Genomic DNA, 21,787 nt, shown 5'->3' with positions numbered 1-21,787 from the left:
CTCTCGGCTCCCGCGGCTCGCTGCGCTCCTCACTCGCTTCGCTCGTTGCGGTGCTTGCGTCGCCGGGGTTCGCCGGGAGAGCCTCGCCCTTTCAGTCCGCCAGGAACGTGGTCTGGTAGTTCAAGCAAAATTCAGCCGATGGCTGCTATCTCTATCAGCATACGGTTATTCACTACTGTACTCGACTGGCTGCCGAAGGTCTTAGGCGGCGGCCCACCCGAGGGCGTGTATGGACGATTCGACGGCAGCCGCGGCGGCGACGGCGTCGACACGGGTCGAGTGGCGGTCGTGGGGCCCCGACGCCTTCAGCGAGGCGGCCGACACCGACACGCCGATCCTGCTCTCGCTGTCGGCGACGTGGTGTGGGGCCTGCCACGAGATGGACGCCCGCACCTACAGCGAGCCGCGGGTCGCCGCCAACGTCAATGACAGCTTCGTGCCGATCCGCGTCGATGTCGACCGCAATCCACGCGTGCGGGAACGCTACGCGATGGGCGGCTTTCCGACGACGGCGTTTCTCACCCCAAGCGGCGAGCTCCTGACGGGCGCAGGCTACCTCGGCCCCGACGGGATGCGGGATATCGTCGATCGCATCCGCACGGTGTTCGAGGAGAAGGGAGCCGATGCCGGCCGAATCCCCCGCGCGCTGGCCGACGAGCCGACGCCCGACGGCGACCTCGACTCCCGGATCGAGGAACATATCGCCGGCCAACTCACCGAGCAGTTCGATCCCGCCCACGGCGGCTGGGGAACGGACGCCAAATTCCCGCTGCCCCGAACGGTCGAGTTCGCCCTCAAACGCGAGCCACAGCAGGCGCGCCAGACGCTTGACGCCATCGCCCAACACCTCTATGACTCTGTCGACGGCGGCTTCTTCCGGTTTGCGACCGAGCGCGACTGGTCGGGCGTCCGCCACGAGAAGGTGCTGGAAACCAACGCCGCCCTTGTCCGCGCGTTCGCCAACGGGTATCTGTACACCGGCGAGGACGCCTACCGCGAGCCCGCCGCCCACACCATCGACTATCTCACCGACACGCTGTGGACAGGCGTTGCCGTCGGTGGTAGCCAAGGACCCGGCCAGGGCGCGAGCTACTACAGCGGTGACGCCGACGAACGGGCCGACCAGCCCGGCCCCCGTACCGACCTCACGGTGTTCGCCGGCGGCAACGCACTCGCGGCCGACGCGCTCCTCACCTACCACGCCTACACCGACGACGACCACGCCCGCGAGTACGCCGAGCGGGTTCTCGACGCCCTTGAATCGGATCTCGTCGACACCGACACCGGCGTCGTCACCCACTACCGAACCGACGACGCGGTCGGCGACACCGACCTCCTGGAGGACGCCGCCCGCGTCGTTTCGGCGTGGACGACAGCCCGACAAGTCCTCGGCGATGATGAGTATCTCACGGTCGCAACGCGCGTTGCCGACAACGCTCTCGAAACCCTCGGCGGCGACGGCGCGTTCCGTGATGGCCCCGCAAGCGGCGTGGGACTCTGTGACCGCCCGCTGCGACCGATCGATACGGGCATGGAGTTCGCCGACGGCCTGCTGGATCTGGCGGCGATCACCGGCGAGGATCGCTATCGGGCGGCTGCCACCGACGCCGTCGAAGCCTTCGCCGGCGCGTGGGATCGGATCGGCGTGCAGGTCGCAGGCTACGGGGGTGTCGCCGCCCGGCTGACCGACGGCGATCTCGTCGTCGAGGTTGGCGACCCGGCCGGCTCGGATCTCCACCGCGCAGCCCTCCGGATCGCCGACCACGAGGCTGTCGTCATCTCCGATGCTGACGGTGTCGACGCCGGCACCGCGAGCGTTCGCGGCCACGAGGGGTTGGCAACGACACCCGAGGAACTCAGCACGCAGATCTCCGAAGCCGTCGAGTCGCTATCGAACTGACCGCCACAGGCTAAGCTACCACCGATAGCGGATCGTTTCGTCGCGTGGTATATTCTGCATGATTGAGCATTACATTTATACGCTACTGCTGAATATTAGGTATTATAGGACGCGTGTCATTGACACGCACCTATGTTGTAACTATGACTGGATCTCAGAACCGACGGACGTTTTTGAAGGTAGCAGGGGGCACAGGGACACTAGCACTCACAGGACTAGCTGGCTGTGCGGGCAACGGCTCCGACGGTGAGGGTGGCGACGGTGGCGGCGGCGACACGATTACACTCGGCGGCTCGATGAGCCTCACCGGCGACAACGCCGACCTCGGGCGGCTCTACCGGGATGCCTACCAGGAGACCATCGACCGGATCAACGAGAACGGCGGCGTCGAAGCCGGCGACGGCAACACCTACGAGCTGGAGATGGTGCTCCGAGACGACAGCACCGACGCCTCGACCTCCCGGAGCATTTATCAGGAGTTGATCGACCGCGAAGGAATCGACTATCTGCTGGGGCCGTACGCCAGCTCAGTGACGCTGCCGGCGAGTGCGGTCGCCGCCGAAAACGAGAAACCGATGGTCGAGGGCGGGGGTGCGAGCCCGGAGATCTTCAGCCAGGGCAACGAGTGGATCTTTGGGCTGTTGCCGACGGCCAACAAGTACGCCAAGAGCTACTTCGATATGGCCCTCGAACAGGACTCCGCGCCCGAGACGGTGGCGATCCTCGCGGAGGACGATACCTTCAGTCAGACGACCGCCGACGGCGCGCGCGAAAAGATCGAGGAGGAAGGCCTCGAAATCGTCGTCGACGAGTCGTTCCCGACCGAAACCTCCGACCTCTCGACGAACCTCGGCCGCGTCCGCGACAACGACGCCGACATCCTGCTGTTGTGTGCCCACCAGCAGCACAACATCATTCTGGCCAACCAGATGGAGAGCCAGGGCGTCAACGTTGACGCGGCGATGGGGACGGTCGGCAGCCTCAACGAGTCCTTCAAGGGCGAGGTCGGCGCGAACGGCGACTACATCTACGGGCCGACCTCCTGGGACATCAACGCGAACTTCGAGGATCCAGTCTACGGCGGTACACAGGACTTCGTGGCGGCTATCGAGGAAGGCTACGACTACACGCCGGACTACCACAGCGCGGCCGGCGAGGCGGTCATCCTGACGTTCGTCAACGCCTTCGAGTCCGTTGACGAACTCGGCCCGACTCCCGTCCGCAACGCGATCCGGGATGCCGACCCGTTCTCGACGGTCTATGGCGACGTGAGCTTCGGTGACAACGGCGTCATCGACAAGAACATGCTCATCCGGCAGTGGCAGCCCGATCCGGGGCTCCAGACTGTCTACCCCTCCTCGGTCGCACAGGCCGACCCGCTCTACCCGATGCCTGACTGGAGCGAACGGTAAACCAGATGGCCATCGCGCAGTTCGTGGTCAACGGCCTGCTCGTCGGCGCGTTGTTCGCGGCCGTAGCCGTCGGCTTCGCGCTCATCTGGGGCGTCGTCGACATCATCAACCTCGCCCACGGCGAGATGGTGATGCTCGGCGGCTACACCGCCTACTGGCTGTTGAGTATCGCCACCGGTACCGCCGAGGGATCGGTGCTGCTGTTTCTGGCGACGCTCCCGGTCGTCGTCGTCGTGCTGTTCGTCGTCGGCTACGCGCTCCAGCGCGCGCTGGTCTCGCGGGTGATCGGTACCGACATCTTCCTGACGCTGTTGGTCACCTTCGGTATCAGTATCGCCATCCAGCAGCTGGCGATTCAGGCGTGGACGGCGAACCCGCGGTCGATTCAGGTCGCCTTTGCCGACCCGTCGCTGATCGTCGCCGGGCTCGTCGTTCCGAAGATGAAGCTGGTGGCGTTTTTCGGCGCGATCATCCTGACGGCGATCCTCTACCTGTTCCTACAGCGAACCCGCACCGGGCGGGCGATCCGAGCGGTCTCCCAAAATCCCGAGGCCGCCGCACTGGTCGGGATCGATGTCGAGCACACCCGAGCGGTGACGTTCGGGATCTCCTCGGCGGTCGCCGGCGGTGCCGGCGCGTTCATCGCCACGATCCTCAACATCGAGCCGCAGATGGGGTTGATCTACACGCTGAAGAGCTTCGTCATCGTCGTCTTCGGCGGCGTCGGCTCGATCCCGGGCGCACTCACCGGCGGGCTGTTGCTCGGAACCGTCGAGGAGCTAACCGCCGGGTTGGTCTCCTCGCGGTGGACGCTCGCGGTGAGTTTCACGCTGTTGATCGTCCTACTCGTCGTGAAACCACAAGGCCTGTTCGGCACGGAGGCTGAGGAATGAGCACTGAATCCGACGACAACGGCCTGCTGCGGTCGGTGCTGCCGCCCGAGCGGGTCGATCAGCTGTTCGATCTCTGTGGGGCTCACGGCTGGAAGCTCATCCTCGCCAGCGCGGTCGTCGGCGCGTTGCCGCCACTGTTCGGGCTGCGCGAGGGGTACATGATGACGGTCATCTCGGAGATGTTCCTGTTTGCGATCCTCGCGCTGTCGTGGGATATCGTCGGCGGCCAGACCGGCTACCCCAGCTTCGGGAACATGGCCTTCTTCGGGATCGGAGCCTACACGGGCGCGATCCTACTGAAGGACTTCGCCGTGTCGTTCCCGCTGGCGGTCGTCTCCGCCGGCGTGTTTGCGACCGTCTTCGCGGCGATCATCGGCCTCATCGTGTTGCGGCTGCGGGGCCACTACTTCGCTATCGCCACGCTTGGCGTCCTGCTGGCGGCTCAGCAGATCTCCCGCAATCTCGAAATCACCGGTGGCGCAAGCGGCAAAATCCTCTTCGATGTACCGCCGGGCGTCGTCTTCTACTACTTCTTCCTCGGCGTGCTCGTCGCCGAGATCATCGTCGTCTACTACCTCTCATCGACCCGGTTCGGGTTCATCCTGAATGCGATCCGCGACGACGAGGGGAAGGCGACCGCGATGGGGTTCAATACGACCTACTACAAGACGGCGGCGTGGATGCTGGCCGCACTGTTCACCGGACTCGCCGGCGGAGCCTACGGCCTGTTCAACACGTTCATCGATCCACAAACCGCTTACAACGGCGCGTGGAACGTCGAACTGATCGCGATGGCCCTGATGGGCGGCACCGGCACCGTCGCCGGCCCGGTCATCGGCGCGTTCGGCCTCCACACCGTGATCGAGTACGTCGAGACCGCCTTCGTCGGCTGGCAACTCGTCATGCTCGGACTCGCCGTCATCGTGACCGTCATCGGCTTCCCGAAGGGCGTCGTCGGGACGCTCCGGGAGTACGCCAACGAGATGGACTACTACGAGCGCGGCGGGATGGCCGCGACCGACGCCGCGGCCGACGGCAGCGGCGGCAGCGACGTTGCTGCCAGCACTACCGACGCCGCCGACAGCGACGCCGACACGGAGGTGACACGTGATGAGTAAATCAACTGACAGCGACGACACAGGAATGACCGCCGCCACGGCCAACGCCGACGACGCCGTGCTTCGAACCGAGGGCATCACGAAACGGTTCGGCGGCCTCACCGCCGTCGATAGCGTTGATGTCGAGGTTCACGAGGGCGAGATCGTCGGCCTCATCGGCCCCAACGGCGCGGGGAAATCGACGCTATTCAACTGTATTACTGGCACGCTCACCGCCGACGAGGGTCGGGTGACGTTGCAGGGCCAGGACGTTACCGACTGGCCGGAGTACAAGATCGCTCGTGCGGGTCTCGGCCGGATGTTCCAGGAGACCCGGATCTTCGGCGGGATGAGCGTCCGAAAGAACCTCCTGTTGGCCGCTCAGGAGGGTGGCGCCGACATCGGCGGGCTGCTCCGCCGGCCGGACGACTCGCTGCTGGCGCGAACGAACGAACTGCTTGAGTACGTCGATCTCGGCGGGCTCGCCGAGACGCGTGCCGGCCGACTCAGCTTCGGCCAACAGAAGCTCATCGAGTTCGTCATGGCCCTGATGAGCGAGCCGGAGTTGCTGTTGATGGACGAGCCGGCCGGCGGGATCAACCCCTCGATGCTGGAGAACCTCATCGAGTACATTCGGGCGGCCAACGACGAGGAGGAGGCGACGATCTTCCTCATCGAGCACAACATGGATTTCGTCATGGAGATCGCCGACCGGATCTACGTCCTCGCCCACGGCGAGCGCATCGCCGAGGGGACGCCCGAGGAGATCCAAAACGACGAACGCGTCATCAACGCCTACCTCGGGAGGGAATAATCATGGCCGACACCATCCTCGAAATGGAGAACGTCGTCGCCGGCTACGGCAACACGACCGTCCTCCACGACATCGACATCGCCATCGAGGACGAACAGATCGCCTGTCTCATCGGCCCCAACGGCTCGGGGAAATCGACGTTGATGAAGAGCATCTACGGCTTCGCCGACGTGATGGCCGGAACGGTCTCGTTCCGGGGGGGTGAGATCACCGGCCGCTCGCCGCAGGAGAACCTCGCCAACGGGATGAGCTACGTCCTCCAGGACGCCAGCGTCTTCCCCGGCATGAGAGTCCACGAGAACATGCTCATGGGCGGCTACGTCTTCGAGGACGACGAGCAGGCGGCCCAACGGGCCGAAGAACTCTACGACGAGTTCCCGATCCTCGGTGACATCCGCGACCAGCAGGCCGGGACGCTGTCGGGCGGCCAGCGGCGGCTGCTCGAACTCGCCCGCGCGCTGATGGTCGATCCCGAGGTAATGTTGCTCGACGAGCCATCCATCGGGCTCGAACCGAAGTTCATCGATGATGTCTTCGAGCGGATCGAACAGCTCAACGAGCTGGGAACGACGCTACTGTTGGTCGAACAGAACGCCCAGAAGGGGCTGTCGGTCGCCGACCGCGGGTTCGTGTTGGCCAGCGGCGAGATCAAATACACCGGCTCCGGCGACGAACTCCTCGACAACGAGGAGGTCGGCCGGCTCTACCTCGGCGGCTGAGCGGCCACCCGGAGCCGTTCGCCGGCGAATAAACGTCCGGTGTGTTTTTATCAACCGACGGATAACAGCCGTGTATGGCAAGCCTCCGTGATCTCGGCCTATCCGAGTACGAAGCTCGCGCCTACCGGGCGTTACTCCGGAGCGGCCCGACAACCGCAAAGGAGTTGTCACGGAAAAGCGAGGTGCCGATGGGCCGGATCTACGACGTGCTCAACGGGCTCGAACAGCACCGCCTCGTCCGGAGTCAGGCCGCCAGCCGGCCGAAAAAGTACGTCGCCGTCGAGCCTGATGTTGGGTTGGATCGCTTGCTTGAGGCCAAACAGCGCGAACTCGACGAACAAGCCGAACAGTACGCCGACACCGTCGACACGCTGATGGACGATCTCGAAGCGGCCGCGCCGGTCAACGGCCAGTTTTGGACCGCCGCGGTCGGCCCCGAGGAGACGCTGGAACTGCTCTTAGAGCGGATCGACGCAGCCGATGAATCACTGCGCATCGTTGCGGGATCACCGTCGGCCGGCCTCGACCTCCGGAGTGCGAGCAGCCGCGTTGTCGACGGGCTGGAAGCCGCCCTAGAGCGCGGCGTCGATGTCCAGCTGTTGTTGACGCCGACAGTTGTCTGCAACCTGCCCGAGTCGACGATCGAGGCCTACAACGCGCGGCTCAGCGAATACGACAACTACGCGGTTCGCACGCACGAGGCTGTCGATGGCACGTTTAACATGATCGACGGTGTCGAAGTCTGTCTTGAGGTGCCGAACCCGCTGGATCCCGAGCAGGCGTTTGCGATGATCGATCTCAAGGATCGCAACTTCGCGGCCGACGTGCGGGAGGTTTTCCAGCCCCGATGGGAGGACGCCGACCCGCTCAAACTACCGCAGCACCACTGAACCTATTGATCGCTTGTGCCGCTGAGCTCCGCCCGCAGCTGGCCCATCGTGACCTCGCGTTCGGCGTGGGCGTTGTGTTGGTGGATCGATTCGTCGTTCGACTGGCGGATGTAGACGACCGCCTCGTCGGCGAGGTGATCGAACTCCTCGACCGCACCCTCCGCCAGCGCGCGCACGCAGTCCTCGACGAACTTGGCGTCGGAGTGGGCCGCAAACGTCATATGATCCTCGTCGGGGCGTTTCGCCATGTTGTAGATCCGCGCGCTCATCGCGTCGCGGGCGATGTCGATGATGTCGCCGAGATCGACATCCGGATCGCCGTTGCTGGTGATCGTTAGCGTGGCGTGACCGCGCTGGGAGTGGCCGGGCTGGGGTACCGCATCAAGGAACTCGTCGATGGTCTCGCGGTCGACATCGAGGTCTTGGAGCTTCTCGCGCGCTCTCGACTCGGACATCCCCTGTGAGCACGGACAGACCGTCATTCCCGTCACTTCCGCGCCGATCTCCTCGTGTGTGCCGTCGTCGGTCGCGGTCGCGCTGGCGATGATCGTCGCCGTGTTTTGGGTCGGTTTCCCGCTGGCCGGCGTCTGTTCTTTGGTGACGAGATCGGCGGTCATCTCGACCTCGGCGGTGGAGGTGTAGTCGTGTTTCGACAGCAGGCGTTCGGCGGCCTCCCCGCAGACGTCCTCGACGCGGTAGGCCTCGGTCTCGGTCGTCTCCTCTAGGATCTCGTCGATGACCTCCATGTTGCGGCTCATGTCGATCCCCTTGCGGCCGCCCGGGAGATCGACGAACACGTCGAACTCGGCCATCAGGACGATCGGGCGTTTGTCCTTTCGTGCGAGCTTGACCAGTTTTTCAACACCTGTGACGCCAACCTGACTGAGCCCGACGGCCACATCCGGCTGGGTGGCCTGCACATCGGGCAGCTGGTGACTCATTACCCCGAATACGGCTGTCGTGTGATTATGACTTTCGGTGCCCTGAATGGGTCGGACACAACCGTTAGCGACGACCGTGGCGTGGCCGCGGGACGGACGCGACCCACCGTGCTTAGGTCGCCGCAACGAGGTTGAGCACGCCGACAGTCTCCGCCACCACCCACGCGAGGAACACGGCGTAGGCGACAAGCAGCGCGTAGGCCTCCGGCGTCGTCAACGAGAGATCGGTGCGGAGGAAGGCGAACAACAGCACCGTCGCCAGCGTGAGCACGCCGAACATCGGGACGGCGACGGCGAAGTTGATCGAAACGGTGCCGAGCAGCAACACGCCGATCGGGATCGCCACCAGGAGATCAAACGTATTCGAGCCCAGAACGTTGCCGAGGCTGGTCAGCCCTCTGCCCTCGCGGGCGGCCCGCACGCTGACCAGCGTATCCGGCAGGCTCGTCACCGCGGCGATGATCGTCACCCCGGCGAGAAACTCCGGGATCCCGAAGGTGTGGGTGAGGATCTCGACAGCACTCACCAGCTGTTCGACGCCGACGAGGATCAACAGCAGGCCACCGGCCAGCGTCGCCCACTGCCGGCCGATCGCATCGTTGAGCTCGATATCGCCGGTGTACTCGCTGACATCCTGCCACTGGATGAAGAGGTACAGCCCATAGAGCAACAGCGGGATCATCGCCAGCGGGCGGGTGATCTGCCCGACAAGCGGCGGTGTTTCGGGGGCCGGAATGTAGATCACGCCGAGGGCGAAGGTGATCACCAACGCCGAGACGGCGATCATGTAGAACTGGGCTTCCTTGTAGACCAGCGACCGGTTTGTTTCGAGGTTGCCGGTCGCCGCCAGCCCGGCCACCGCGGGGATGACGAGGACGTTGAAGATGGCCGAGCCGACGATCCCGCCGACGCCCATATCGAAGACGCCGGCAAGCGCGGTGAAGATGACGCTGGCAAGCTCCGGAAAGCTTGAGCCGACGGCGACGACGATCGATCCCTGGACGACCGGCGGGAGCCCGTAGTGCGCCGACAGCTGTTCGGCGGATGACTCCAGCCAGCCGCTGCCGACCCAGATGACCGCGGTTGTAACGACGATCATCCCGACGGCGACCGCCGGCGACGCGGGCAACAGGCCACCGAGCATTATCCTCGGCTTCCGGGTCGGGGGTGTTAATACTGTTTACTCGACGGCTGTGGTCGGTGTCGACCGTTAGGGCCAATCCTCGCGGGTCTCGCCCTCGAGGAGCTCCTCGTCGGCAGACTCCGACGCCAGCTCCCACTCGGCGGCCTCGGCGGCCTCCGCTAGGGGAAGATACTCCCAGCCGGCGTCGTCGGCGATCGCTTTGTCGTCGTCGCTCGTCCCGACAAAGACGTGCCGTTCGGTCTCGAACTGGTCGGCGACGTTGTCGAGGCTCTCGCCGACGCCGCGCGGCCCCGAGAAGAAGTCCTGGCGAACCCGGTGTTTCCGGGTGAAGTTCGTGACCACGTAGGTCGGTTTCTCGCTGACGACGCCGACATACTCTGTCCACTGTCGGGCATCGGTGATCACGGCTCCCGGATCGGCCAACGACTGCAGGGCTGCCAGTTCGAAGGCCAGTGTCATATCGCCGCTTCCGTCCATACCCCTGCTACCTTGCGGTCGCCGAAAACCGCTTCGTTTCGGTCGGCGACCGGCCGGCGTCTTACTGCTGTTGTTCCTGGACGGCTGCGATGTCGTCGGCCTCAAACTCCTCGTTGAGCAGTGTCTCGGTCTGGTCGCCGACCGGGATCTCCTCGCGCATCAGCTCCTTGTAGCCGCTCTGGGGGGCGAGATCGCCGATCAACACGCCGCCGACGACCTTGCCGTCCTTGATGGCGACGCGCCGCCACTCGTTGTCGCCGTAGGCTTTCGAGACGTACTCGTCGCCGATCGTCGGATGGCCAAACGAGAGGAACGGGAAATCGAAGTGGGTGATCGAGTACGACGACACCCAGCGGAATCCATCGGTTTCGGGCTCGATCATGTTTTTCGCGGCGATGGTGCCCTGCTCCTTGGCCGACCCCCACGAGCCATTTTGGGCGTATTCGCCGAGAATCGTATCGTAGTACCGCGTCAGGTCGCCGGCGGCGAAGATGTCGTCGAGGCTGGTGCGCATATACTCGTCGACGACGACGCCGTTGTCCTGTTCGATATCGAGATCCTGCAGCAGCTCGATGTTGAAGTTGAGCCCGATGGCGATACCGACAAAGTCGGAGTCGAACCGCTCGCCGTTGGGGTCGATGGTCGCCTCAACGTGGCCCTCATCGTCGGTTTCGAAGTGATCGACACCGCTCTGGAAGACGGGTGTGACGCCGCGTTCCCGCATCGCGTCGTGCATGATCTCCGCGCCCTCCTCGGTGAGCGCGTACCGCCACCAACAGTCCCCGCGCATGAGGTAGTTCGCTTCGACCTCCTGTTCGCCACAGATGGCAGCGAGATCGATGCCGAGTAAGCCCGCGCCGACGATGGTTGCCGAGTCGGCGTCCTCGATGTGGTCGCGGATCTTTCGGGCGTCCTGGAACGTCCAGAAGTGGTGGATCCCGTCGGCGTCGCTGTTGTCGACCGGCAGCTGTGTTGGCGTGCCGCCGGTGGCAACGAGGAGCTTGTCGTAGCCGATCGTCTCGCCTTCGTGGGTTGAGACGGTGTGGTCGTCGGGATCGATGTTGGTGACGACGGTGTTGAGCCGGAGGTCGATGTCGCGGTCGGCATACCAGCTCTCATCGTGGATCGAAATCGGCGCCTCGGGGAGCTTGCCCTTGGCGTACTCCTTGATGAGGATCCGGTTGTAGAGGGCCTCCCCCTCCTCGGTGATGACGGTGATCTCGGCGTCCGGGGCCTCCTCCCGGAGCGTCTCCGCCGCGGAGCTGCCCGCGATCCCGTCACCGATAACGACGTACGATGCTGTCATACCCCCGCGTTCGTGATCCGGGGTAAAGGAGGTTGCTATCGACGCGGAACCGTTGACAACCGTCCATGCCGGGGGGCTGCGACCGGACAAACCCCCGTTTTTCATCCGTCCCGTCGGTGGGTTTCCGCCCGATTTCATCCCGCCGCTGTGGCTCCTGGGTGGCTGTCCGTGTCGATCTCACCGGTCGCTCGACCGTGCCGTGGGCTTCAAGCCTGTCCATCCCCAACAACAGCTACGATGAAGATCCGCCAAAACCTCCGCCACTGGGCGGCGAAAAACGCGCTGACCGCGCCCGTGCTCGGCGATATCGCCAACGACAAGCTCGTCGATATGCACACCGACATCTTCCTCGGAAAAGCTGATGAGGACGCCCGCGAGGATCGCCGCGACCACCTCGATGGCTTCTTCGATGCGACGATGGACACCTACGTCGCGGCCCTCGAAGCCGGGTTTCCGGAGGCCCAAGCCCGTGAGATCACCCACATCCAGGCCAATTTCGATTTCTTCAACCACGGCTGGACGGAGATGATGGAGATCCCCGCCGAGGAGTTTGAGGAGCACTTCCGCCGCTACGAGGACTTCTTCAAACGCTACGGGATCACCGTCGACGACCCACTCGGCGAGTTCCGGCCGGCCGACGGGATCCCCGAGGCCCCTGAAACGCCGGAGCAACGCGACCAGCCGGCCTACGAGAACGCGATCGCCGGCTTTGCCGACGACGTGTACGTCGAGGACGGCGACGGCGAACTCCACGTCGGCTCCGGAACCGCCGAGCCCGCCGACGCCGATCCGGCCAACGCCCCCGGCATGAGCGACGCCGTCGACGACGCCGATACCGAGCGGGCTGACTCCTAACGGTTGGTGGGGCGATAACACGGGATTTAATCGCCCCTCACCCCTACGGTGTCTATGGCCCAACCACGCGTCCCGGGTGATCGCGGCGAGCAGATCGATCTTCCGTGCGGCGAGTCGGTCGTCGTCACCGATCTCGATCTCGGGATGCGCGAGTACGACTGCGACTGTGGGGCAACCCATGCCGTCGTGATGGACGTCCACCCACCGGATCGGTTTCTCCCGGAGTTTCTGGTCGACGTGCTTCAGGAGGCGATCGAAACTACCAGCGAGGAGATGCCGGAGTTCGGGACGCCGCACCTCCTTGGGATCGTCCTCGAAGAGTTCCCCGAACAGGTTGTCTCCTACGATGCGACCGAGGAGCCGGATGTCGGCTTCGCGCTCCTGTGGCTCACTGATTTCGATTCTCGAACCCTGCATGAGCGCATCGTCGAACTTGTTATCGAGCTGATGGAACATGCGGTCAGCCACGCCGACGACACCAGCGCACTCACCGAGTTTGAGGCGAAGATGCACGAGTTCGATGTGGCGGCGTTCGTCGAGCAGTACCGCGAGGAACGCGACCTCGAAGCAGAGGAATTCACCCCGTAACCGTCCGGTAAAATACGACACTGTCACACATATTTTTGATCGTTGTCAGAATTGGATCTCGGCGAAACCGCTGTATTATCGGCGGAACCGCCTGTGTAAGCGGTTGTCTGACAGCTGTCACACACAGATTGAAACCGTTTGCACCGCTAGTATGGGTATGCAGACCACACCGAGTGATTTCGACCGCGTCGAAGGTGTGCTTGCGTCCGCCGACGAGCCGTTGACCGCCCGTGAGATCCTCGCCGCCTTGGAGGATGGTGACGCCGAGACGACGTTTGAAAGCCCACACCAGCTGGCAACGGTGCTTGGCCGCCGGGCGAAAACCGGTGAGATCACCGTGATCGCTCAACAGCCCTATCGGTACACTCTCAGCGAGAGCTAATCGCTGAAACGACGATCAGTTCCGCGGGACGGTGATGTTTTGAACGGTCGCCCCACAGTCGGGACACTGCCGACCGCCGTCGGTGTCGTCGAGTCGTTCGCCACAGCCCGTACACTCAAACCGGGTGTCGGTGTCGACCGACGTGTGTAAGCTGGGAAAGTGGAGTGCCATACGCTCACAATGGTAGTTGCGTATATAACTTTCACGGCCGATTTGCGCAGATATACAACTGTATAACCGGATCACAAATTTATTTCTTCAAAATAACGGCCTCTTTCTAAATTATTGTACATTTTTGGTGACCTCCTATGGTTCCATACTGTACTCATACTCGGGTCGGCGGCGGCTGACGCGGTCGGGAGACCGAACCGGTCGTCGAGGGTTATCGCGGTGCCGATGACTGAGAAAGGGTTAACTCGATGGGGGATTCCCGTTCAGGTATGTCGATCAGTCTCCGCCACCCCACGGAACGTGTCTGCGAGCGGTGTGGGCGGACAGAACGCTGGGACGGAACCACCGAATCGTGGCAGGTCGACGACGACGCTGTCGGGAGTATCTACTGCATCCACGAGTGGGATATCAACGGCTCGTTCGTCCCCTTCGAGGATCACCTGTAGGATGCCGACCGTCTACGTTACCGTCCCCACCGACGCGGCCGAGGAGATCGCCGCAACGCTCGTCGAAGAGCGGCTTGCGGCCTGTGTCAACGCGGTCGACTGCCACTCGACGTATCGCTGGGACGGGCGCGTCGAAACCGACACCGAGACGATCCTGCTGGTCAAGACGACCGACGCGGGCTACGACCGCCTCAAAGCCCGGATCGAGGAGCTCCATCCCTACGAGGTTCCCTGTATCGAGCGGTTCGATGCGGCTGACACGCTTGAGTGCTTTGGCTCGTGGATCGACGACACCGTCGACTGAGCACACGGGACTCAGCTACCCTGACGCCGATCTCAGCGATTCGAGCACCGAGTGCGTCCCATCAAAATACGACCCCGCAACCACGGTGTCGGCGGCGGCTTTCGCCCGATCGTCGGCGTTGGCGACGGCGTACGACTCCCCTGCCGTCTCGAACAGCGACACGTCGTTTTCGCTGTCGCCGATCGCCACAAACGAGTCGGTGTCGACCCCGAGCGTCTCGGCAACTGCGGCAAGCCCATCACCCTTCTCGACGCCCGGTGTCTTCAGATGATAGGCGTAGCCGGTGTCGACGACTTCGAGATCGAACTCGTCGGCGACCTCCCGGAGCAACGCCTCGTCGGCGTCGATGCGGGCGGCGAGTTCGGTCTCCCGCCAGCGGTTCGTCGTATCGGCGTCGTCCCAGCCGAGGTCGCCGCCCCGGGCGCGAAACGTCTCGGCGGCCTGTTCGGCCCGATCGCGGTCGCCCTGGAAGCTGACCTGGCCGTCGGCACAGACGACGCCGCCGTTTTCGGCGACGACCCGCTCCGGAATCCCCAGAAAATGACAGAGTGCGACCGGGTAGGGAAACGATTTGCCGGTCGCCACCACGACCGGCGCGTCCCACGCCGGCACCACCTCAAAGACCCGCGGGTCGATCCGATCGTCGCGTGTTGTCAGCGTGCCATCGATATCCAGCGCAAGCGGCGGTACCATACACCCTTTCGGCGATCCGGACAAAAAACCGCTCCGGCGTCGCTGTCAGCCGGCGGTCTGCTGGTGGTCGCTTCTCAGGCCGGTGTGTCGTCGGCGACATCCGACTCGCCCGCCGGCGTCGAGATGACGTTGACCAGCGCGTCGAGGGCGGGTTCGGCATCCGGCCCCTCGGCGGTCAGTTTCACCCGGTCGCCGCGCCGGACGCCGAGCCCCGTTACCGCAAGGATGCTGTCGGCAGCAACGGGCGGTCGGCTGCCGTCGACGGCTTCGACCGTGATCGTGGCATCGAAGTTGCCGGCGGCTTCGACGAAGGTCGTCGCTGGTCGCGCGTGCAGTCCATCCTCCGGGACGACGGTGACTGTTCGTTCCATGAGCCCTGTTAGGATAGCGTCCTGTTAGTAGTAGGTGGTTATCGCCGTCGGCCGCGTTAGCGGCCCTGCTCGGCGGCGTAGCTTTCGAGCTGTTGTTCGACCATCTCGCTGAGGTTGCCGAGTTCCTCCTCGGTATCGCCGTTCTTGATATCCTCGTAGGCCTCGGCGACGAGCGTCCGCACCGTATCGAACGGTCCGATCCGCGCGCCGTTGGTCGCCGGCGTGTCGGGGCTGCCGAGCAGCTCCTGAATCCCGACCTCGTGGCCGGGGTTCTCGCGGAACCAGCCATCGTTGCGCAGCTTCTCGACACCCTGTTCGTGCACCGGCAGGTAGCCGGTTTCTTGGTGCCAGCGGGCCTGTTGTTCCGGCGCGGTCATCCACGCAAGGAACTCGCCGGCGGCCTCCTGCTGGTCGCGTGTGGCGTCCTCGGAGACCCACAGCGATGCGCCGCCGACGATGAGGCCGACGCGCTCGCCCGCCGCGGGCATCCCGCTGACGGTCGTCTCGAAGTCCGCACCCTCGATGATCGAGCCACACGACGAGGACGAACCAACCAACATCGCGGCTCTGCCGTCGTGGAAGGCCTCCTTGGCCTTCCCGCGGGCCTCGATCCCGGGATTGTGGTACAGCCCGCGGTTGTCCAGATCCGTCCACCAGTCGTAGAGCTCGACGCCGGCATCGCTGTCGTAGAAGGCCTCGTCGGCTGTCCCCGCGCGGCCGTTCTGTTTGTTGACGATTTCTTGGCCCGCGCTGGCAAACCACTGCTCGACGAACCAGCCGTAGTTGGCGAAGGTGATCCCGGTGTCGGTGACGCCGGCGTTGACCAACTCCTCGGCGGCGGCGGTGACCTCGGCGAAGGTTTCCGGTGGGTTGTTCGGGTCGAGTCCCGCGGCCTCGAAGGCGTCCTGGTTGATCGCCAAGATCGGCACCGAGGAATTAAACGGCATCGAGTACAGCGTGCCGTTGGTTCGGTAGTAGCTCAAGACGGGATCGAGGTAGTTGCGGAGCTGCGTCCCGCTCGGCAACACGTTTTCGACCGGTTCGAAGGCTCCGCTGTCGACAGCTTTGGCGGTACCGATCTCGTAGATCTGCGACAGCGTCGGCGTGTCGCCGCGCTCGGCGGCGTTCAGCGTTGACTCCAGGTTGCCGCGGTAGCTGCCCTTGTTGGTCGCCTCGATTCGGATGCCGTCGGCCTGCTCCTCGAACTCGCGGATCAGGTTCTCCAACAGCAGCCCCTTGTCGCCACCCATCGCATGCCAGAACTCGAAGGTGGTCACGTCGCTGTCGGCGGCCACCTGGGCGGTGACACCGCCGAACTCGTAGTTGGTCGCCAGCTCGTTGAGCGAGCTGCTGCGTTCGTCGAGCGTTGTCGCGCCGGTTGAGACCTCGGCCAACGCCGTCGTCTGCTGTTGGACGGCCGCGGCGGCGTTCTCGGTTCGATCCGCGGTCTCGTCGGCGATCGCACTCACGTCGTCGACCATCGCCGCCGCCTCTTGGAGTGAGTTGGCCTGCTGGTCGGTCGCCTCGCTGATCTCCTGGACGCCGACGTTCGTCTCCTCGACATCGTCGGCGATCTGCTGGAAGTTTTCGACCGCGCCTTCGATCGTGTCGACACCGGAGTCAATCCGGTCGCGGGTCTCGTGCATCTCCTCGACGGTGGTATCGGCCTGATCGCGGATCGTGTTCACCGACTCCTCGATGTCGCCGGCGGCCTCCTCGGCGTCCTCGGCGAGGCTTTTGACCTCGTCGGCGACGACCGCGAACCCTTCGCCGGCCTCGCCGGCGCGGGCGGCCTCGATCGAGGCGTTGAGCGCGAGGATGTTGGTCTGGCTGGCCACGTCGCCGATGAACTCCGCGATCTCCTCGATCTCGTCGATCCGGCTGTCGAGCTCCTGGGTGGCCTCCAACATCCGGTTGGTGCGGGTGTCGATATCGTCGAGTTCCGCAAGCGCGTCTGTCGCCAACTCACGGCCTTTCTCGCCGCGTTCGGCGGCCTGCTCGGAGGCTTCGGCGACCTCGCTGGCCGAGGAGGCGACCTCCTGTGTTGCGGCCGATAGCGAGCGGATCTCATCGGAGAGCTCCTCAAGCTGGGAGTTCTGCTTGCTCGCGTCGTCGGCGATCGCGTTGACCTCGCTGCTCATCTCCTTGCTGGCGGATTTGACCTCATCGACCCGGCCGGTCACGCGGTTTGTCGCGCCGGTTACCTGGTCGCTGAAGTCATCGACCGTCTGGACGGTATCGCTGAACTCCTCGATCAGCTCGTTGAACGCTTCGGCGGTTCCCGTCGCCTCCGCTGGGGCATCCGATGGATCGATCCGCACGGTGAGATCGCCGTCGGCACCGTCGGCCATCGCGTCGGTCAGCTCCGTACAGAACGCTTCCAGCTCCTCGGCTCGCTCGTCGTCTTGGTTCGGCACAACCTCACCGCCGTCGGTGGTTGCGGCGGTGGTTGCGGCGGTGGTTGCGGCGGTGGGCTGTTCGGCGATGGTGACACCGCTGTCGGTCGGTCGGCTGGCGGCTGTGGGCCTCTCGCTCTCGGTGGTTGTGGACTCCGTTTCGTCGGTTGGTGCCTCTTCGGCGGTTGTCGCCTCTTCGGCGGTTGTTTCCTCTTCTGCGGCTGCCGCCTCGTCGGTCGCTGTCGTCTCGCTCTCAACGGTTGTCGCTTCACTTTCGGCGGGTGCCGTCTCGCTTTCGGCGACTGTCGTCTCATTCTCGTCGGCTGCTGCTTCGCTTTCAGCCGCTTTTGCGTCGGTTGCGTCGGTTTCGGCTGGTTCCTCGTCGTCGCTTTCCCACGGGAGCGAGATGAGGCCGAACAGGCCGGCCGTTGTGACTGTCGGGTCGCGCGCGAGCCACGCGAGCCCGAGTGCGGCCGCGAAAAGGCTGATTCGGACGCTGTTCCCGGCCAGTTTGCCGGTGCCGACCCCACACCACGGGCGAGCGGTGATCCACCGTAGACTCATACTTACGATCATTACAGTATGGTGTACATAAATGTGTGTATCGGATTATCGTGTTCAACCGCCGTTGGTCGTCCACTACTGTCTTAGGCCGTGTCGGTCAACGCCGTGAAGACGAGCGTGGGGAACCGCGGCTCCAGCCGGGAGGGAGGGCGGCCGGTTTCCGATGGCTGGTCGGCTTTCACGCGGCGGATGATCCCGCTTTCGGCGAGCTCATAGAGGATACGTTCGATCGTCGCCCGCGAGAGATCAATCCCGTCGCTGCTGATCGCCTCGGCGGCCTCCTTGACCGACTCCCGGGCCGTCTCCGGTAACTCGATCAGCCGCCGGACGATGCGTTTTCGACTCGCCGGCAGCGACATGACACGGCCAAGGGCGACACAGGGCTGCGGCACCGCCGCCATCCCGGTCGCCAACGCGGCCGCATCGATCGGGGTGTCGGCATCCGCGCCGACGCTCACCGCCGCGCCGAACAACGCCGCCAGCGCGTCGTGGGCGTCGCCGTCGGCCCAGGTGGCAACCTCGGTGAGCCCGTCGGTCGTCGTCGCCGATCGCAGCCGCCCGTCGGCAACCCGGCTGTCTAAGATCTCGATCAGCGTGTGCTGTGTGTAGGGCTCGATGTGAATCCGTTTGATCGCGTTGCGGTCGCTGATCGCGGTGTCGGCGGGCTTGCTGCGCCCGATCGCCAAACAGCTGATCGATGATCGAAACGGCGCGAACTGCTCGAAGACGGCCGCGCTGTCGAGGGTTTCGGGCTCGTCAACGTGGTCGACGGCGACAACGAGCTGCCGATCCTGTCGTGTCAGCTGTGTCTCAAGGCGGTCACGCATCGCCTCGCTGCTGACCCCCTGTTTTGGTACTGTTGACGACGACAACGCCGCCACAACGGTATGGAGCAGCGCGAACGCCGACTGTGCGCGCCGGCTGTCAACGTAGAGAAACCGCACCTCGGTTGTCGGCTCGGCCCGCGTTGCGGTGTAGATCTGTGTGGTCTGGTCGCCGTGCTGGCGGCTACACTCCGCAAACAGTGCGCGAACGACCGCGGATTTGCCCGCGCCTTTCGGCCCCCAGACGTAGCTGTCGGCCGGCCGGTCGGCATCGAAGATCGGTGCCAGCACGTCCAGCAGCTGCTCGATGACGGTGCCGCGGCCGACCGGCTCGCTTGGATGTACCAGCGGGCTGATCGCGTCGTACGCCGGCCTGGCGTCGTCGGCGTGCTGTCGACGGGCAACTCGGTCCTGTAGTTCCATGGTGTGCTCCCGATGGCGTGGTCAGTGTTTGGTGCTGGGCTGTGCGTGATCCGTGCTCGTGGTGTTCCTGTTCAGTGCCGCGATGCGTCCATGCTCCGTGCTGTGGGTATGAATGAAAAATCGAAAACCGCATCACCAAACGACCGTCGCCGAGCGACGGTGTGATCGACTCCGGCTCACCAACGGGGTGAGCAAGGAGTGGTTGGCGGGTGAGTTGGCCGGTTTAGAGGCCGATGCCGCCGAGGCCGCCCCAGAAGGTATCTCCGAGGAGGCCCGCAGCGGTCAGGACTGCCGACAGCAGACCCGAGGCCGCGATTGCGAACGCCGGCGGGTCAACGTGGGTCTTGCCGTGCATGTAGAAGACACGGTTACAGACCTCGCCCATCAGGGCACCGAAGACGCCGAAGAGTCCGCCGAAGATCAGCACGACCGTCGGACTGTAGCCAGCGGCATTGGCACCCAGCGCGCCGACCGCGCCGGGGAGAGTGATGTGGTGGGTGACCGGGATGTTGTCGACGCCGCACTGCAGGAACACGAGGCTCGCTGCACTGATACCGAAGCCGATCAGCGGGCTACCGGTACCTTGGTAGGCGGCTGTCCCGAGGAGACCACCGATGAGACCGATCATGGCGACACCGCTCCATTTGTACTGCCACGGCAGCCAGATGCCGGGTGCTTCGTCCTCGTCGCGCTCCCACGGGCCAACATCGAAGAGGCCGTCACCGGTGACCTCGCCGATGATGCTGTAGCCGAAGGCAACGCGGTGGATCAGCGCGGAGACGAAGACCATCAGCGCGATGTTGTCAGTCGGGATACCGACCGTTCGACCGAGGCCGGTGCCGACCATCCCAAGGATGCCGAAGATCCCACCGACGAGCAGCACGTCGATCTTCTGGGTTCCGGCAGCCCAGAGGATGTTCTTCCCATCGTCGATGTAGCCTTGCTTGGCTGCGTATGCGGCTGCGGCCGCACCAGCGGCGAAGCTGATGTGCGGGCCGAAAACCGGACCGAAGCCGAGGAAGCCAGTGAACCCACTGGCCGTCAGTGACGCACCTTCGCCTGCACCGTCAACACCGATCGCATTTGCTGCCTCACCGGCGATCACCATGAAGCCGGTGAAAATGAATGCTGGGAGTGCACCGATTGCGGCACCGAAGGCACCGCCAGCGAACGCGGAGATGTACCACGTCGGGTCAACAAGCGTTGGATTCAGTACCATCGTTAGTCACCACCCTCGTCTCGGGCCCAGTCTTCGGATCGCTCGACTGCGTCCTTCCAGCGGTCGTAGTTGACTTCGATGTCGGCGTCCTCGTCGACGGGGAAGCGTCGGTCGACCTGCCAGTTGTCGCGGAGTTCGTCAACCGTGTCCCAGTAGCCGACGGCGAGGCCGGCGGCGTAGGCTGCACCGAGGGCGGTCGTCTCGTCGACGACCGGTCGGACGATCTCCGTACCGATGATGTTCGACTGGAGCTGACAGAGGAAGTTGTTTTTGACTGCTCCGCCGTCGACACGCAGACTCGAAAGGTCGATGTCGGCGTCCGAGACCATGGCCTCGGCGACGTCTTTGGTCTGGTAGGCGATGGATTCGAGCGTGGCGCGAACGATGTGTTCGCGTCGGGTACCACGCGTCATGCCGACGATCGTCCCGCGTGCGCGCTGATCCCAGTGGGGTGCACCGAGACCGGTGAACGCCGGGACGACATAGACGCCGTCAGTCGAGTCGACGCTGCGTGCGAGTTCTTCGGACTCGGCAGCGTCCTCGATGAGCGTCATGTCTTCGAGCCATTCGATGGCCGCGCCAGTGATGAAGATCGAGCCCTCAAGGGCGTACTGAACGTCGCCACCGGATTTCTGGAAGCCGATCGTGGTAAGGAGGCCGTGATCGGAGCTGACGGCCTCGTTGCCGGTGTTCATGAGCATGAACGAGCCGGTACCGTACGTGTTCTTGGCGTCGCCAGCGTCGAAGCAGGTCTGGCCGAACAGCGCGGCCTGCTGGTCGCCGAGCGCGCCTGCAACAGGCACTTCGGCGCCGAGGAAGCCGTCGGCGTCCGTGGAACCGTAGGTTTCGTCGTCCGAGGACGGACGAACTTCGGGGAGGATCTCCCGCGGAACGTTGAACTCGTCGAGGAGTTCGTCGTCCCATTCGAGCTCGTTGATGTCGTAGAGCATCGTCCGCG

General features: G+C 64.4%; 23 protein-coding genes. 12 read left to right on the top strand and 11 right to left on the bottom strand.

Translation table 11 applies throughout. The features are described 5' to 3' along the window. The first annotated feature begins 229 nt into the window (after positions 1–229). From EWF95_RS06120 to EWF95_RS06090, 7 genes are all read left to right on the top strand, one after another. Positions 230–1,900 carry a DUF255 domain-containing protein gene (locus tag EWF95_RS06120; protein ID WP_142443195.1) on the top strand — a complete coding sequence of 557 codons (1,671 nt, stop codon included), beginning with the start codon at positions 230–232 and terminating at the stop codon, positions 1,898–1,900. A gap of 143 nt (positions 1,901–2,043) precedes the next feature. Beyond that, the gene (locus tag EWF95_RS06115) at positions 2,044–3,312 is read left to right on the top strand and encodes an ABC transporter substrate-binding protein (RefSeq protein ID WP_142443194.1); all 1,269 of its coding nucleotides are present in this window, start codon (positions 2,044–2,046) and stop codon (positions 3,310–3,312) included. Between the two features lie 5 nt (positions 3,313–3,317). Further along, on the top strand, positions 3,318–4,205 hold the full coding sequence (locus tag EWF95_RS06110) for a branched-chain amino acid ABC transporter permease (RefSeq protein WP_142443193.1): 888 nt from the start codon (positions 3,318–3,320) through the stop codon (positions 4,203–4,205). Next, on the top strand, positions 4,202–5,323 hold the full coding sequence (locus EWF95_RS06105) for a branched-chain amino acid ABC transporter permease (protein WP_142443192.1): 1,122 nt from the start codon (positions 4,202–4,204) through the stop codon (positions 5,321–5,323). The genes EWF95_RS06110 and EWF95_RS06105 overlap by 4 nt, the downstream gene beginning before the upstream one ends. Further along, positions 5,316–6,116, top strand: a complete 801-nt coding sequence (locus EWF95_RS06100) for an ABC transporter ATP-binding protein (protein WP_142443191.1) — start codon at positions 5,316–5,318, stop codon at positions 6,114–6,116. The genes EWF95_RS06105 and EWF95_RS06100 overlap by 8 nt, the downstream gene beginning before the upstream one ends. A gap of 2 nt (positions 6,117–6,118) precedes the next feature. Continuing rightward, positions 6,119–6,835 (top strand): ABC transporter ATP-binding protein, encoded by a 717-nt coding sequence (locus tag EWF95_RS06095; RefSeq protein ID WP_142443190.1) that lies wholly within the window; start codon positions 6,119–6,121, stop codon positions 6,833–6,835. Positions 6,836–6,909: 74 nt separating this feature from the next. Continuing rightward, positions 6,910–7,725: a TrmB family transcriptional regulator gene (locus EWF95_RS06090; protein ID WP_142443189.1), complete on the top strand. Its 816-nt coding sequence runs from the start codon at positions 6,910–6,912 to the stop codon at positions 7,723–7,725. 2 nt (positions 7,726–7,727) lie between these two features. Here the strand turns inward: EWF95_RS06090 and mptA are convergent, their stop codons facing one another. From mptA to EWF95_RS06070, 4 genes are all read right to left on the bottom strand, one after another. Further along, on the bottom strand, positions 7,728–8,666 hold the full coding sequence (gene mptA / locus EWF95_RS06085) for a GTP cyclohydrolase MptA (protein WP_142443188.1): 939 nt from the start codon (positions 8,664–8,666) through the stop codon (positions 7,728–7,730). 112 nt (positions 8,667–8,778) lie between these two features. Then, positions 8,779–9,813 (bottom strand): sodium:calcium antiporter, encoded by a 1,035-nt coding sequence (locus tag EWF95_RS06080; protein WP_142443187.1) that lies wholly within the window; start codon positions 9,811–9,813, stop codon positions 8,779–8,781. 63 nt (positions 9,814–9,876) lie between these two features. Continuing rightward, a complete protein-coding gene (locus tag EWF95_RS06075) occupies positions 9,877–10,287 on the bottom strand; it encodes a DUF7124 domain-containing protein (protein WP_142443186.1) in 411 nt (136 codons plus the stop codon). Between the two features lie 61 nt (positions 10,288–10,348). Next, positions 10,349–11,593 (bottom strand): NAD(P)/FAD-dependent oxidoreductase, encoded by a 1,245-nt coding sequence (locus tag EWF95_RS06070; protein ID WP_142443185.1) that lies wholly within the window; start codon positions 11,591–11,593, stop codon positions 10,349–10,351. Positions 11,594–11,830: 237 nt separating this feature from the next. Here EWF95_RS06070 and EWF95_RS06065 point away from each other — a divergent pair, with 237 nt between their 5' ends. The 3 genes from EWF95_RS06065 to EWF95_RS06055 all read left to right on the top strand — a co-directional run bounded on the left by EWF95_RS06065 (position 11,831) and on the right by EWF95_RS06055 (position 13,418). Next, positions 11,831–12,448, top strand: coding sequence for a DUF6149 family protein (locus EWF95_RS06065; RefSeq protein ID WP_142443184.1), 618 nt, complete (start codon positions 11,831–11,833; stop codon positions 12,446–12,448). A 54-nt stretch (positions 12,449–12,502) separates the two neighbouring features. Further along, positions 12,503–13,036, top strand: coding sequence for a DUF5815 family protein (locus tag EWF95_RS06060; protein WP_142443183.1), 534 nt, complete (start codon positions 12,503–12,505; stop codon positions 13,034–13,036). Positions 13,037–13,193: 157 nt separating this feature from the next. Continuing rightward, the gene (locus EWF95_RS06055) at positions 13,194–13,418 is read left to right on the top strand and encodes a hypothetical protein (RefSeq protein ID WP_142443182.1); all 225 of its coding nucleotides are present in this window, start codon (positions 13,194–13,196) and stop codon (positions 13,416–13,418) included. Between the two features lie 15 nt (positions 13,419–13,433). On the opposite strand, the gene EWF95_RS06050 is transcribed toward EWF95_RS06055, so the two are convergent. Continuing rightward, positions 13,434–13,589, bottom strand: a complete 156-nt coding sequence (locus tag EWF95_RS06050; protein ID WP_142443181.1) for a rubrerythrin-like domain-containing protein — start codon at positions 13,587–13,589, stop codon at positions 13,434–13,436. Between the two features lie 269 nt (positions 13,590–13,858). Here EWF95_RS06050 and EWF95_RS13515 point away from each other — a divergent pair, with 269 nt between their 5' ends. Both EWF95_RS13515 and cutA read left to right on the top strand, forming a co-directional pair. Continuing rightward, complete coding sequence (locus EWF95_RS13515) at positions 13,859–14,035, top strand: HEWD family protein (protein WP_185911722.1); 177 nt, start codon at positions 13,859–13,861, stop codon at positions 14,033–14,035. A 1-nt stretch (position 14,036) separates the two neighbouring features. Further along, positions 14,037–14,339: a divalent-cation tolerance protein CutA gene (gene cutA, locus EWF95_RS06045; protein ID WP_142443180.1), complete on the top strand. Its 303-nt coding sequence runs from the start codon at positions 14,037–14,039 to the stop codon at positions 14,337–14,339. Between the two features lie 15 nt (positions 14,340–14,354). Here cutA and EWF95_RS06040 read toward each other — a convergent pair whose 3' ends face one another. From EWF95_RS06040 to EWF95_RS06015, 6 genes are all read right to left on the bottom strand, one after another. Then, positions 14,355–15,032 (bottom strand): phosphoglycolate phosphatase, encoded by a 678-nt coding sequence (locus EWF95_RS06040; protein ID WP_142443179.1) that lies wholly within the window; start codon positions 15,030–15,032, stop codon positions 14,355–14,357. 74 nt (positions 15,033–15,106) lie between these two features. Further along, positions 15,107–15,403, bottom strand: coding sequence for an HPr family phosphocarrier protein (locus EWF95_RS06035; RefSeq protein ID WP_142443178.1), 297 nt, complete (start codon positions 15,401–15,403; stop codon positions 15,107–15,109). Between the two features lie 56 nt (positions 15,404–15,459). Further along, a complete protein-coding gene (locus EWF95_RS06030) occupies positions 15,460–18,363 on the bottom strand; it encodes a methyl-accepting chemotaxis protein (RefSeq protein WP_221886621.1) in 2,904 nt (967 codons plus the stop codon). Positions 18,364–18,446: 83 nt separating this feature from the next. Further along, positions 18,447–19,610: an AAA family ATPase gene (locus EWF95_RS06025; RefSeq protein ID WP_142443177.1), complete on the bottom strand. Its 1,164-nt coding sequence runs from the start codon at positions 19,608–19,610 to the stop codon at positions 18,447–18,449. Between the two features lie 223 nt (positions 19,611–19,833). After that, positions 19,834–20,829 (bottom strand): hypothetical protein, encoded by a 996-nt coding sequence (locus EWF95_RS06020; RefSeq protein ID WP_142443176.1) that lies wholly within the window; start codon positions 20,827–20,829, stop codon positions 19,834–19,836. Positions 20,830–20,831: 2 nt separating this feature from the next. After that, the coding region (locus EWF95_RS06015; protein ID WP_246055642.1) for an FGGY family carbohydrate kinase at positions 20,832–21,787 on the bottom strand (956 nt) is incomplete at its 5' end.

This window comes from Halonotius roseus (assembly GCF_006861655.1).
In the GTDB taxonomy this organism is placed as follows: Archaea; Halobacteriota; Halobacteria; order Halobacteriales; family Haloferacaceae; genus Halonotius; species Halonotius roseus.
Note: the sequence above shows the minus strand (reverse complement) of the source record. Positions and strands in the feature narration are given on the sequence as shown.